General features: G+C 57.6%; 12 protein-coding genes. 5 read left to right on the top strand and 7 right to left on the bottom strand.

The features are described 5' to 3' along the window. The first annotated feature begins 52 nt into the window (after positions 1-52). Positions 53-931, top strand: a complete 879-nt coding sequence (gene pdxY, locus G6L01_RS16285; protein ID WP_070166219.1) for a pyridoxal kinase PdxY — start codon at positions 53-55, stop codon at positions 929-931. 71 nt (positions 932-1,002) lie between these two features. After that, on the top strand, positions 1,003-1,644 hold the full coding sequence (locus G6L01_RS16280) for a carbonic anhydrase (RefSeq protein ID WP_070166220.1): 642 nt from the start codon (positions 1,003-1,005) through the stop codon (positions 1,642-1,644). 113 nt (positions 1,645-1,757) lie between these two features. Here G6L01_RS16280 and G6L01_RS16275 read toward each other — a convergent pair whose 3' ends face one another. The 3 genes from G6L01_RS16275 to G6L01_RS16265 form a co-directional block, all read right to left on the bottom strand. Further along, complete coding sequence (locus tag G6L01_RS16275) at positions 1,758-3,614, bottom strand: di-heme-cytochrome C peroxidase (protein WP_337692726.1); 1,857 nt, start codon at positions 3,612-3,614, stop codon at positions 1,758-1,760. Positions 3,615-3,831: 217 nt separating this feature from the next. Next, positions 3,832-4,650 (bottom strand): lytic murein transglycosylase, encoded by an 819-nt coding sequence (locus G6L01_RS16270; RefSeq protein WP_070166222.1) that lies wholly within the window; start codon positions 4,648-4,650, stop codon positions 3,832-3,834. Between the two features lie 127 nt (positions 4,651-4,777). Further along, positions 4,778-5,812, bottom strand: coding sequence for an aspartate-semialdehyde dehydrogenase (locus G6L01_RS16265; protein WP_060718809.1), 1,035 nt, complete (start codon positions 5,810-5,812; stop codon positions 4,778-4,780). A gap of 498 nt (positions 5,813-6,310) precedes the next feature. Here G6L01_RS16265 and G6L01_RS16260 point away from each other — a divergent pair, with 498 nt between their 5' ends. After that, the gene (locus G6L01_RS16260) at positions 6,311-8,194 is read left to right on the top strand and encodes an MFS transporter (protein WP_070166223.1); all 1,884 of its coding nucleotides are present in this window, start codon (positions 6,311-6,313) and stop codon (positions 8,192-8,194) included. 66 nt (positions 8,195-8,260) lie between these two features. On the opposite strand, the gene G6L01_RS16255 is transcribed toward G6L01_RS16260, so the two are convergent. The 4 genes from G6L01_RS16255 to G6L01_RS16240 form a co-directional block, all read right to left on the bottom strand. After that, the gene (locus tag G6L01_RS16255; protein WP_071207290.1) at positions 8,261-9,067 is read right to left on the bottom strand and encodes a phosphatase PAP2 family protein; all 807 of its coding nucleotides are present in this window, start codon (positions 9,065-9,067) and stop codon (positions 8,261-8,263) included. A 134-nt stretch (positions 9,068-9,201) separates the two neighbouring features. After that, the gene (gene leuB, locus G6L01_RS16250) at positions 9,202-10,314 is read right to left on the bottom strand and encodes a 3-isopropylmalate dehydrogenase (protein ID WP_070166225.1); all 1,113 of its coding nucleotides are present in this window, start codon (positions 10,312-10,314) and stop codon (positions 9,202-9,204) included. Between the two features lie 175 nt (positions 10,315-10,489). Continuing rightward, positions 10,490-11,095: a 3-isopropylmalate dehydratase small subunit gene (gene leuD, locus G6L01_RS16245; RefSeq protein WP_070166226.1), complete on the bottom strand. Its 606-nt coding sequence runs from the start codon at positions 11,093-11,095 to the stop codon at positions 10,490-10,492. 128 nt (positions 11,096-11,223) lie between these two features. Further along, positions 11,224-11,466 carry a hypothetical protein gene (locus tag G6L01_RS16240; RefSeq protein WP_337732449.1) on the bottom strand — a complete coding sequence of 81 codons (243 nt, stop codon included), beginning with the start codon at positions 11,464-11,466 and terminating at the stop codon, positions 11,224-11,226. 111 nt (positions 11,467-11,577) lie between these two features. On the opposite strand from G6L01_RS16240, the gene G6L01_RS16235 reads away from it, so the two are divergent. Then, positions 11,578-12,477 carry an HpcH/HpaI aldolase/citrate lyase family protein gene (locus tag G6L01_RS16235; protein WP_070166227.1) on the top strand — a complete coding sequence of 300 codons (900 nt, stop codon included), beginning with the start codon at positions 11,578-11,580 and terminating at the stop codon, positions 12,475-12,477. Positions 12,478-12,482: 5 nt separating this feature from the next. Then, positions 12,483-12,689 (top strand): DUF1737 domain-containing protein, encoded by a 207-nt coding sequence (locus G6L01_RS16230; RefSeq protein WP_070166228.1) that lies wholly within the window; start codon positions 12,483-12,485, stop codon positions 12,687-12,689. Positions 12,690-12,739 lie beyond the last annotated feature (50 nt).

Below are 12,739 nucleotides of genomic sequence, written 5' to 3'. Positions count from 1 at the left end.
CGGCCTCAAAAGCGTCGAGTAGGATCACACGTTCACGAGGTTTCATCCGTTCATGTCCGAAAGTCCAGCCGGTGCCGTCATCGCCATTTCCAGCCATGTCATTCGCGGATCGGTTGGCAATCGCGCCGCCGTCTTCGCGCTTGAAAGTCTCGGTTTCCCGGTCTGGTCGATGCCAACAGTGGTTTTGCCCTGGCATCCGGGCCACGGTCCTTCCACCCGCATGAGCTTTCCCGACGATGTCTTCGATGCGGCCATCGATGACCTGATCCGGGCACCCTGGCTATCCGAGGTCAAGGCCGTGATGTCAGGCTATTTCGGTAGCGCACGCCAGCCGCTTGCGGTTGCCCGACTGGTTCAGGCGTTGAAGCAGCATAATCCCGATCTCGTTTACCTCTGCGACCCTGTCATCGGCGATCTGCAGGGCCTCTACGTGCCGGAGGCGACTGCGGTTGCGATCCGCGATCACCTGATCCCGCTGGCCGATATCGCCACGCCCAACCGCTATGAACTGGCCTGGATGGCCGGTGCCGGGCTGGAAACCAATGCCGCGATCATCGAGGCGGCCCTGTCGCTCGGGCCGTCGCTGATGGCCGTTACCTCCGCGGTGCCGATGATGACGGGCAGTATCGGCAATCTGCTGTTGTCGAACCGCAATGCGCTTCTGGCCGAACACCGGGCGATGGACGGGGTGCCGAACGGGTTGGGCGATCTGTTTTCGGCGCTGCTTCTGGCCAGGCTTCTCCAGAGCCATAGCGAGGAAAAGGCCCTGCAACTGGCGACAGCCAGCGTCTATGAAGTGCTGGCCCGCTCGTTGAAGCGTCAGAGTGACGAATTGACCCTGGAACAGGACCAATCGAGCCTGATGACACCGATGGCGCTGGTGCAGATTCGCAGGCTGCTGCATCCGGCCAGCCGACCGGTTCGCTCATGACGTGTGAAGGCGGCGGGTACTGGTGGTTTTCCTTGCTTGTCAACCGTGCTGCGGCGCGATAATCCAAAGCCATGACAGATTTTCCAGCTTCCCTTCTCGCCGGTTACAGCAACTTCATGAACGGCCGCTACAGCGACGAGCGGGACCGGTATCGGGCCTTGGCCGAGCAGGGCCAGAACCCCAAAACCATGGTCGTCGCCTGTTGCGATTCCCGATCGGCTCCTGAAACCATCTTCGACTGTGGTCCGGGTGAATTGTTCGTGGTGCGCAATGTCGCCAATATGGTGCCGCCCTATGAGCCGGATGGCCAGTATCACTCAACCTCTGCGGCGCTTGAATTTGCTGTCCAGGCATTGAAGGTCGAGAACATTATCGTCATGGGCCATGGGCGCTGCGGTGGTATCCGCGCTGCATTGGACCCGGATTCCGAGCCGCTGTCTCCTGGCGATTTCATCGGAAAATGGATGAACCTGATCAAGCCCGCCGCCGAGCAGATCCAGAATGCCTCTGTGATGACCGATGCTGAGCGCCAGACGGCCATGGAGCGGATCTCGATCCGCAACTCCATTGAAAACCTGCGCACCTTTCCCAATGTCCGGGCTTTGGAAGAGGAGGGCAAGCTGGCCATCCATGGTGCCTGGTTCGATATCTCCAACGGCGAATTATGGGTAATGGACCCCGACAGCCGTGATTTCCGGCGGTTGGACCCGTAATTTTGGTCGGAAAAATGTCGCCTAATGTCAATGTATTAAAGGCTTGAGAGCCTCTTCTATGCAACGGGATCGGATAAACCGGTCCCGTTGTTTGTTTGCAGTGGCGTAATTTATTACAGCGTCTTGAGATATTCGAGCAGTGCGACCTTGTCATTGTCGGACAAATCCGTGCCGAACTCATGGCCGCAGCGGCTGTTGCCGGAATTTCGCTGGCTGCAATCTGTGGTCTGCGTGATCGTATTCAAGCCGGTTTGCGTGGCGGCGATGCCGACGAGCTTCGGATCATAATCGGCGCCGACAGCGAATTTCTGTGGTCTCTGGGCGGTCGATTTCAGCAGATCGGCAAGGGTTGGAATCGAACCGTTGTGCAGATAAGGCGCCGTCGCCCAAATGCCGTAGAGAACCCGGGACTCGTATTTGAATTCGGTGGTCGGAGAATTCGACGAATCCGGTGCCTGACCAGCTGTGCTTCCGGTCGCTTTGAGCGCTGCATTTGCCCTTGCGGTGGAGATTCTTGCCTGCACCGCAGCCAATGTCTGACCCTGCGAGCGCGGGAAGGCATTCTTCAATTCCCTGAGATCCGAGGACAGGTTGAGCTCTGGCAGCTTCGATTCGAACGCATCGTCGATGGCGCTCTGCAACAACGGAAATTTCAGGTCGCGCAGATCGAAAATGCTCTCGGCATAATGCTGTAGAATGCTGCCTTCGACCGCAACGGTCAGAATATCGATGGACGGTGAGGTTGCGGCGAGTTTGTCGTTGGCGAAGGGAATGCGGGCGCCGGTCATCACACCGGGTGATGCTGTCCAGTTCATGACATTATATTCACGGCTGTCAGTTCCGACATCCACAAGGGGCGTGGCCCAGGTGGCATTACCGAGCGAGGGCGTGCCGGGCTTCTGGCCATGGCAATCGAAACAACTGCTGCCACTTCCATTGGTACCGCGCCAGGTGTTGAAAAGTGTTTCGCCTTTGCTGGCGAGCGTCGCATCGACGGAAAAGGGGTATTTGGGAGGCCCCATCTGCTTGATCAGATCCTCCAAAGTGCTGAGCCCATCAAAGTTGAGGGAGTTACCCTTCAAATAATCATAGCCGAGCAGCGACCATTTTTCCTTGGTGGGTTCGAAAACACCGAACACCCCATAGACTTCACCCACGTTGCGCGCCAGGCCCAGAATATCGCTGCCATTGGCGGCAAAGCCTGGCCATTGGGTCCGGTCCTGGATGGCGGCATTCCACAGGAAAGGATAACGGACCGGGGCATCGGCGGGTTGGATATTGTCTTCTATCAACCGTGATGGCGGCGGACCGAGATCAAGGCCCGTGAGCCGGTTGAAGATCATCCCCACTGCGTCCAGTCGGCCAACACCCCAACTCTCATGGGGGACGCCCTTGCTGACGATAGCATGGTAGCGTTGTGCCCAAAGCGTAAAATCCACCTGCAATTGCGCGCGGCTGCTAGGATCTTGATAGTCCGTTCCCAGCACCGTCTTGGCAAAACGATCAAAGGCGGCGGGATCGACGACGAGTTTCTGGGTGGATGCATCCAGATCCAGCAGGAAGCTATGGAAATCCGAGAGGGCTGGCCCGCCATCAATGCGGTAGCGGATGTTGGAAACGGCGATTTCCCGCGTGTGGCAGGCGGCGCAAGTCATGCCCACCTCCTTGCGGGAATCCGGGCCCGTCACAGTAAAACCAACCGGAAGCCCGTTATTGGGGCCATCCATTGTCAGATAGCCATATCGCGCCAGATTATCGGCGAGAAACGGCGTGCCGTCCGGCAAGGTGAGCGCCTGCATCCAGGAAAGCGGCATCAGGCGCGATCCCTGGTCCTGGGTGTAATAGATCGCTCGATCCATGGCGGACCAATTCTTACCCTGATCCGTATAGACAAGGCTCTGGGCGCTGGCCGAGCCAGCGATAAGACAGAGTATTGCGGCAAGTGATGATGCGACTTTGATATTTTTCACGAAGCCCCCCTCGATCATATCAACCTAAGTTTGAAATTTAGAGGGTATTAATGCACGCAATAACTGATATTGCAACCAATAAGATAATATCAAATTAGTACACTTCTAAGCAAAAAGGCGGTGCATTTTTCAATGCTCCGCCCTTCATTCATGAATTGTTGTAATCTATAGAAACGAATCGAAAACCATGCCGGTTTTCTCCATCGTGCGATAGGTCTCAGGGAGCGTCGATCTGCTTGCCGATATAGGCAATCGCTTGTTGGTAGACCGTTGCTGCATTCCAGCCGCCGATGGCGGAGAAATTCGGCTCGCCCGGCTGATAGCCAAGGCCTGGCTGCCAGCCATGGCCTTTCAGGAAATTAGCCGTAGACGATAGGGCATCGGCGCGGGAATGGATGAGGTCAATATGGCGGTCGCCGTCGCCATCGACGCCGTAGAGCGTGACGTTTTTCGGCAGGAACTGCGTCTGGCCGATTTCGCCATGGGCAGCACCTCGGGAGTTTACGTCCAGATCGCCATCGGCCACCAGCTTCAAGGCGGCGTAAAGCTGCTCACGGAAATAATCGCTGCGGCGGCAATCGTAGGTCAGGGTCGAGACTGCGGACAGCGTGTGTTCGTTGCCCATGTAGCTGCCAAACCCGGTTTCCATGCCCCAGATGGCGATGATCGGGCCAGCTGGAACACCGAAACGCCGCTCGATGCTGGCGAAAAGTGGTGCATTGGCTCTTTTCATCGACTTACCGCGGCTGATGATGGTTTGCCCACCGCGCTTTTTCATGAATTCATCGAAGGAGAGCTTGAAGCTCTTCTGGCCGCGATCGGCCCGGATGGTCGGGACATTGTAGCGGACATTGGCAAAGGAGCGGTCGAGAACCGATTGGCTGATGCCACGGCCCGCTGCTTCCTGCTTGAAGCCTTCCACCCATTGTTCGAAACCGGCGGACGTATTGCCGCATTGGGCGGCATTTGCAGCCTGTGCTGTCGCCATTGTGGCGAGAGCCGTGAAAGCTAAGGCAAAAAACGTCCTGGTTCGCATCGATACCTCGTCTGGAAAAGGGAAGGGGGGCAGTCGTCTTTCGGCTGCATCCGGCTTATCTGCATTCAAGTCGGGCAAGGCAAAACGGCTGAGCGCGATTGCGTCCAGCCGTTGCCGAAATCCCGTCTTAGGCTGCCAGGGCCTTTGGCTTGATCAGGCCGCGATTGACCAGCAATTCCGCGATCTGCACGGCATTGAGAGCCGCGCCCTTGCGCAGATTGTCGGAAACAACCCAGATATTCAGGCCGTTTTCTACCGTGGCGTCCTCGCGAATCCGGGAAATATAGGTGGCATCTTCGCCAGCGCATTCGACGGGGGTGATGTAGCCGCCGTCTTCATGCTTGTCGATCACCAGGCAACCGGGTGCTTCGCGCAGGATGTCGCGGGCCTGGTCGGGAGAAATTTCCCGCTCGAACTCGATATTGACCGATTCCGAATGACCGATGAAGACCGGAACGCGCACCGCTGTGCAGGTCACGCGGATCTTCGGATCGAGCATCTTCTTGGTTTCGGCCAGCACCTTCCACTCTTCCTTGGTATAGCCATCTTCCATGAAACTATCGATATGGGGGATGACGTTGAAGGCGATCCGCTTGGTGAACTTCTTGGATTCGACCGGATCGGCGACGAAAACGGCGCGGGTCTGGGTGAACAGCTCGTCCATCCCTTCCTTGCCGGCACCGGATACCGACTGATAGGTGGAAATCACGACGCGCTTGATGGTGGCGAAATCATGCAGCGGCTTCAAGGCCACGACGAGCTGAGCCGTCGAGCAATTGGGATTGGCAATGATATTGCGGTTCTTGAAGGCGGTGATGGCATCCGGGTTTACTTCCGGCACGATCAGCGGCACATCCGAATCGTAGCGCCAGGCCGAGGAGTTATCGATGACCACGCAGCCCTGGGCACCGATCTTCGGCGACCACTTCTGTGAAATCGTGCCGCCCGCCGACATCAGGCAAAGATCGGTATCGGAAAAATTATAGTTCTCCAGGTTTTGAACCTTCAGAACCTTGTCGCCATAAGACACTTCCGTGCCTTGCGAACGGGACGAGGCAAGAGCCACGACTTCGCTGACCGGAAAACCGCGTTCGACGAGAATATTGAGAATTTCGCGACCGACATTGCCGGTGGCGCCTACGACTGCAACTTTGAAACCCATTTTCCTGCTCTCTTTCTGTCTCTCCTCGGTTCTTAGAGGGGGAAGGCGCGTGACCGCGTCTTCCTTGTCCCCGGCCGTGCCGGGGAGAGAGCGGAGGCCAGAGACGTCAGACGGTTTTGGTCGTCGTTTTGGCCTTGGTGGTTGAGGACATGGCAAACGCCATCATCGCCCGGGCAGAGCCTGCCGGTTCCAGATGATCAGCACTGTAAAAGCCGAGTGCGCGCATTCCATGATCCTTTCGCCCTTGCCTTTACCGGGTTTTGTGCCGGTGTCAAGAAATTCACGCTGCAAATAAGGCCCGCGTGCGTGCAAATTCCGGAACGGATTGTCCATTTGCATACCGAGGAACCGGCTATAACATTAGACGAAAGTCATAAGCCCAAAGCATGCCTCTCGATTTTCCCTGAATTCTGTCAGGCTGTCGGTAATTCGGAACCGCGAATTGAGCCTTGGAGGAAGGTGCGCGGTCATCGGAGAACTCGTTCTGGAGGAACAGCAATGGCAAATGCCGCAAGCCTGCATGCCGCGCCGCGCAGCATGACCAAGGAAGAGCGAAAGGTCATCTTCGCCTCTTCGCTCGGCACGGTTTTCGAGTGGTATGATTTTTATCTCTACGGTTCGCTGGCGATTTATATCGGCGCGACCTTCTTTTCCCAATATCCTGAAACCACCCGTAATATTTTCACGCTGCTGGCTTTTGCCGCCGGCTTTCTGGTGCGGCCTTTCGGTGCGCTGGTGTTTGGACGGCTGGGCGATCTGGTCGGGCGAAAATATACGTTTCTGGTGACGATCCTGATCATGGGCGCCTCGACCTTCCTGGTCGGCATTCTGCCTGGGTCGGCAACGATCGGCATCGCTGCCCCGATCATCCTGATCGTTCTGCGCATGTTGCAGGGCCTGGCGCTGGGCGGTGAATACGGTGGTGCTGCGACCTATGTGGCTGAACATGCCCCGCATGGCCGTCGCGGTTTCTATACGTCCTGGATCCAGACCACGGCAACGCTTGGCCTGTTCCTGTCGCTGCTGATCATTCTCGGCATCCAGACGGCCATGGGCAAGGAAGCCTTTGCTGCCTGGGGCTGGCGTATTCCTTTCCTTCTGTCGGTCATTCTGCTGGGGATTTCCGTCTGGATTCGCATGCAGATGAACGAATCGCCCGCCTTCAAGAAAATGAAGGAAGAGGGCACTCAGTCGAAAGCGCCGATTTCTGAAGCGTTCGGCCAGTGGAAAAATGCCAAGATCGCCATTCTTGCCCTGTTCGGCGCCGTCGCCGGCCAGGCAGTGGTCTGGTATTGCGGCCAGTTTTATGCGCTGTTCTTCCTGCAGAATGTTCTGAAGGTCGATCCACAGGCCGCCAATATCATGGTGGCAATCGCGCTGGCGTTCGGCACGCTGTTCTTCGTGGTCTTCGGCTGGCTTTCCGACAAGATCGGTCGCAAGCCGATCATCATGGCGGGGCTGCTTCTGGCCATGGTGACCTATTTCCCACTGTTCAAGGCGATGACCTGGGCTGGCAATCCGGCTCTGGCACAGGCGCAGGATACGTTGAAGGCAACGGTCACAGCCGATCCCAAGGATTGCAATTTCCAGTTCAATCCGACCGGCACGGCAAAATTCACCACCTCTTGCGATATAGCCACGGCGCTTCTGACCAAGAATTCCGTGCCGTATGAAGTGTTGCCCGGTCCGGCTGGCTCGGCTGCGACGGTAAAACTTGGCGATAGTCAGATCGAAAGCTACGATGCCGTCAAGGCTGGCGCCAATGCCAAGGGTCTGGATGCGGCCCTACAGAAAAAGATCAATGTCGCCCTGCAACAGAACGGCTATCCACTCGTTCGGGCGCCGGTTCAGGTCCCCGATAGCAAGCTCGACGGCTTTATCGCCGCCAATGCGGAACTGGGTCTGAGTGCTGACACTGTCCGCACAGGGGCCAATACCATGGTGCCCACGGCAAAGCTCGTCACCGACAAGTTGCTGACCCCGGAAGAGGCAACAGCTGCCGGTTCTCCTGAAATGGCGGTCTATACCGTTGCCAATGGCGGTGCATTCAGGATGGTGGCGGACCCCGCCCAAGTCAAATGGGTGCCGCTGATTGCCGTGCTGACGGTGCTGGTGATCTATGTCACGATGGTCTACGGACCGATTGCCGCGATGCTGGTGGAAATGTTCCCGACCCGCATTCGCTATACCGGCATGTCGCTTCCCTATCATATCGGCAATGGCTGGTTCGGCGGCCTGCTGCCAGCAACGGCCTTCGCGATGAGCGCGGCCAAGGGCGATATCTATTACGGCCTCTGGTATCCGATCATCATCGCCGGGATGTCCTTCATCATCGGTATGATCTTCCTGAAGGAAACCAAGAATAACGATATCGACGGTTAATCCCTCCCCATCACACGTCAAGGCGCCCGGAAATCACTTTCCGGGCGCCTTTCTTATGCTGCAAAATCAGGCAGCAGCCGCAGACAAGGACGGCGCCGGTTCCTGTTGAGGTGTCGGGGCCTTGTGCGGCATGTCATATCCCTGGCCGCTATCCCCGATCAGTTTTTGTCGCAGAACGAGATTGCCATCGGAGGAAAGGCGGAAAACCAATCCGCGACGGGCAAAGCCAAGCGCTGCGATCCAGGCGAACCAGGCTCCAAACCCCAGACCGGCCACCACGTCGCTTGGGTAATGCGCACCGACCATCACTCTTGTCATGCCGAGCCAGAGGGCGGCGATGGCAAGGATCGGGCGATGGCGTGGAGCGATCAGGGCGGCTATCATCATGATTGCGCCGATGGTGGTGGCGTGGCCCGACGGAAAACTTTCAAATCGCGCCGAACCGGCAAAGGGGAGAAAGTCGAAGGCACCGGCATCGGAAAACTGATCGGGGCGAGCCCGACCGAAGGCCCGCTTGAGCAGGTTGGCGGCAATTCCGGAACCAGCGATCGACACGAAAGCATAGCTGCCGAGGGCGCTGATAAACAGCGCCCGGCATCGGTCCTCCGCCGTTCTGGCCAATCGCGATGCCGCCGCGGCCTCAAGGGCGATCAGGAAACTGACCAACAGACACCAGTCCGATTGGCCGATGCGGGTCAGAACAGTGGCAATCCGGTAAAAGACCGGGCAGGTCAGGCGGCCCGCATTGCCGATGGCGGTATCAAACAGCAGCGCCATCAACACAACCAGACTTGACCCCGCCAACAGACAAAGGCGTGTCCGGCAATCCGGCACACGTCGCCGGCCACTCTTGATCCTGGCAAGAATTGTCATCGCGACCCCCGTGCGCTGCGTCCCTTATCAGAGAACCAGCACATACAGCGGTATGTCTTCAGCTATGTGACACTGCACTCCTGTTCCAGCGCAAGCCTGCGTCTTGCGCCAGAAATCCTTATCAAGCCCGTCGATCAGTTCATCAGGGACTGGAATTCGGCGAGGATTGCATCGCCCATTTCAACAGTGCCGACCTGCTTGCAGCCGTCCGCCATGATGTCGCCGGTGCGAATGCCCTTGTCGAGCACGTTGGCAATGGCCTTTTCCAGCTTGTCGGCTTCATCGACCATGGCGAAGGAATAGCGAAGGCACATGGCAAACGAGGCGATCATCGCAATCGGGTTGGCAATGCCGCGACCGGCAATATCCGGTGCCGAGCCATGGACGGGTTCATACAGGGCCTTGCGCTTGCCGGTCTTGGCATCCGGTGCGCCAAGCGAGGCGGATGGCAGCATGCCGAGCGAGCCGGTCAGCATGGCCGCTACGTCCGACAGCATGTCGCCGAACAGATTGTCGGTGACGATGACGTCGAATTGCTTTGGTGCACGCACCAATTGCATGCCGCCGGCATCGGCCAGCATATGCTCCAGCTTGACGTCGGAGAACTTGGCCTTGTGCAGCGCTGTTACCACCTGGTTCCACAGCACGCCCGACTTCATCACATTGCGCTTTTCCATCGAGCAGACCGCATTGCGGCGGGTGCGGGCCAGTTCAAAGGCCACAGCAGAAATCCGCTCGATTTCGTAGGTGTCGTAGACCTGCGTGTCGATGGCGCGCTTCTGGCCATTGCCGATATCGGTAATGGTTTTCGGCTCACCGAAATAAACGCCGCCTGTCAGCTCGCGGATGATCAGGATGTCGAGGCCTTCAACCAGTTCCGGCTTCAGCGAGGAAGCAGAGGCCAGCGCCGGATAGCAGATCGCCGGACGCAGGTTGGCGAACAGTTCGAGATCCTTTCGCAGCCGCAGCAGGCCGGCTTCCGGGCGTACGTCGTACTCGACGCCATCCCATTTCGGACCGCCGACAGCGCCGAACAGTACAGCATCCGCCGCCATCGCCTTGGCCATGTCAGCCTCGGAAATCGCTGCCCCATGGGCGTCGTAGGCGCAGCCGCCGACCAGACCTTCATCAGTCTCGAAGCCGGCACCCAGCGCGGAATTCATATAGGAAACGATCTTGCGAACTTCGTTCATGGCTTCAGGCCCAATGCCATCGCCAGGAAGAAGGAAGAGTTTGCGAACTGTCATGAGCCGACCTCGTTTGAAACAGGAGTGCGGCGGTTTTATCGGGCGATCAAGGGCAATTCAAGGACGCCAGCGCTGCTAACGGTACGGTTTGACCATGCTAGATGGCAAAGAAAAAGGCGGAACCTGCGTTCCGCCTTCGGTATGACTGCCGCGGGTTGTGACGAATGACTTCAGCTCAGGCCCAGGGGCGCGATGCGGTGTTGGATGTCTCGAACGAAGCAATCGCACCGGATTTTTCCATGGTGAGGCCAATGTCATCGAGGCCGTTCAGCATGCAATGACGCTTGAATTCGTCGATTTCGAAGCTGATGCTGCCACCATCCGGGCCGGTGATTTCCTGGCTTTCCAGATCCACGGTCACGACGGCATTAGAGCCGCGCTGGGCGTCATCCATCAGCTTTTCCAGGTTTTCCTGGCTGACGACGATCGGCAGGATGCCGTTCTTGAAACAGTTATTGTAGAAAATATCGGCAAAGCTGGTGGAGATCACGCAACGGATGCCGAAATCCAGCAAGGCCCAAGGCGCGTGTTCACGCGAGGAACCACAGCCGAAATTATCGCCAGCGACCAGGATCTTGGCGTTTTGATAGGCTGGTTTGTTGAGCACGAAATCCGGATTGATCGAGCCGTCCTGATGATAGCGGGCTTCGGCAAACAAGCCTGTTCCAAGGCCAGTGCGCTTGATCGTCTTCAGGTAATCCTTCGGAATGATCATATCCGTATCGATATTGACGACCGGCAGCGGTGCCGCGACCCCGGTGAGCTTCGTGAACTTTTCCATAGACGTTACCTTCACTGGACCTGAATGAGATTGGCTCTTCGCATAACCGAAAAGCCTGTCGATTTGAAGGAGAATCTTGGAGCCGCTTGCTTCATCGACGCATGGTCTCACGCGTGTACGGCGACCTATTACATATCGATAATGGTTCCGCGCCCATCATTCCAAATCCGCACCGGCTGCTGCTCTTCAGGCTGGCGTTTGCGGGCGTGAACGGCAACCGGCTTAGGCTTGAGCGTCAACGCACGCCAAGCCAGCGTTCCCGTCAAGACGGCACCGAGCACGAGCGTCAGCGAGAAAGTCAATAAAGCTGCCGCAGTCAAGGCGATGACCCCAAGGCCGAGCAATCCAAGAGCACGAAGGTTCTGCATCATAGTGTTCCTTTCAATGGTTTGAAGGTGGGGCTTCTCCTGACGCTTTACAAGAGTTATTGAGGTCGCAACCCTTATCGCAATGAAGGTCAGACAACCGAAAGGCGAAGTGCCATGCAGACCAATCCGCCCAATCGCAGGCCGCGCTTTCGTCGCTCGTTGCTCAGCGTTCCCGCTATCAACCTTCGTGCATTGGAAAAATCCCTGTCGCTTCCTTGCGATGGAATGATTTTCGATCTGGAGGATTCGGTTGCAGACGGTAGCAAGGCCGAGGCACGCGATATCCTGCGGCAGTTTCTGCAACACGCGGATTTGAACGGTCGTGAAGCCATTATCCGCGTCAATAGCAGTGATACGCGCTGGTTTGTCGAGGATTTAGCCCTTGTAAAGGCGATCAAGCCGGACGCGGTTTTGCTGCCCAAGGCTGAACGGGTGGAAGACCTGCACCGGCTTCGCACCGCAGCCGGGGCGGGGCCTGCCCTCTGGGCGATGATCGAGACACCGAAGGCTGTACTGGCGGCGGCGGAGCTTGCCTGTGCGGGCGCGGCACTGGGGTTGGAATGCCTTGTGGTCGGGCTGAACGACCTGCGCAAGGAAACCCGGGTGCCACCGGGCCTTGGCCGTCAATATCTGGTTCCCTGGCTGATGCAGGTGGTCCTGGCTGCCCGTGCGTACGGACTTGAGGTTATCGATGCGGTTTCCAATGATTTTCGCGATCTGGACGGCTTTGCAGCGGAATGCAGCCAGGGCCGTTCGATGGGCTTTGACGGAAAGATGCTGATCCACCCTGCCCAGATCGAGGCGGCCAACCTGTATTTCGGCCCATCGGAAGCCGATATCGCCGAGGCGCGAGCAATTGTCGCGGCTTTCTCGGCGCCCGAGGCAGCGCATCTCAATGTCATCAATCTGCATGGCCGGATGATCGAGCGGCTGCATGTCGCCGAAGCCGAGCATCTTCTGTCCAAGCTGTTTCTTCTTGAACCACGACCATCATCTTCAATCCAGAAAGGATGATCCCCATGAAAGTCTATCGTTTTCTCACCGGTCCCGACGACGCCACCTTTTGTCACCGGGTGACCGATGCCCTTAACAAGGGCTGGGAACTGCACGGCTCGCCCAGCCTGACATTCAACCCTGCCGTCAACCAGACCTATTGCGGGCAGGCGGTGGTGAAGACCGTCGAAGGCAAGACCTATGATCCGTCCATGAAACTGGGTGAACAATAAGCGTTTAAGTCGCTGTTAAGTCGCTGGCCGGGTGCGAAAATGCATCCGGC

This window comes from Agrobacterium vitis (genome assembly GCF_013337045.2).
GTDB lineage: Bacteria > Pseudomonadota > Alphaproteobacteria > Rhizobiales > Rhizobiaceae > Allorhizobium > Allorhizobium vitis_B.
This window is presented reverse-complemented; position numbering and strand designations above follow the sequence as displayed.

What these genes read in the sequence shown, in the direction of transcription:
- G6L01_RS16235 (WP_070166227.1), top strand. Translation starts at nt 11,578, where the DNA reads ATGCAGACCAATCCGCCCAATCGCAGGCCGCGCTTTCGTCGCTCGTTG.
- leuB (WP_070166225.1), bottom strand. Translation starts at nt 10,314, where the DNA reads ATGACAGTTCGCAAACTCTTCCTTCTTCCTGGCGATGGCATTGGGCCT.
- leuD (WP_070166226.1), bottom strand. Translation starts at nt 11,095, where the DNA reads ATGGAAAAGTTCACGAAGCTCACCGGGGTCGCGGCACCGCTGCCGGTC.
- G6L01_RS16265 (WP_060718809.1), bottom strand. Translation starts at nt 5,812, where the DNA reads ATGGGTTTCAAAGTTGCAGTCGTAGGCGCCACCGGCAATGTCGGTCGC.
- pdxY (WP_070166219.1), top strand. Translation starts at nt 53, where the DNA reads ATGTCCGAAAGTCCAGCCGGTGCCGTCATCGCCATTTCCAGCCATGTC.
- G6L01_RS16260 (WP_070166223.1), top strand. Translation starts at nt 6,311, where the DNA reads ATGGCAAATGCCGCAAGCCTGCATGCCGCGCCGCGCAGCATGACCAAG.
- G6L01_RS16230 (WP_070166228.1), top strand. Translation starts at nt 12,483, where the DNA reads ATGAAAGTCTATCGTTTTCTCACCGGTCCCGACGACGCCACCTTTTGT.
- G6L01_RS16255 (WP_071207290.1), bottom strand. Translation starts at nt 9,067, where the DNA reads ATGACAATTCTTGCCAGGATCAAGAGTGGCCGGCGACGTGTGCCGGAT.
- G6L01_RS16270 (WP_070166222.1), bottom strand. Translation starts at nt 4,650, where the DNA reads ATGCGAACCAGGACGTTTTTTGCCTTAGCTTTCACGGCTCTCGCCACA.
- G6L01_RS16280 (WP_070166220.1), top strand. Translation starts at nt 1,003, where the DNA reads ATGACAGATTTTCCAGCTTCCCTTCTCGCCGGTTACAGCAACTTCATG.
- G6L01_RS16240 (WP_337732449.1), bottom strand. Translation starts at nt 11,466, where the DNA reads ATGATGCAGAACCTTCGTGCTCTTGGATTGCTCGGCCTTGGGGTCATC.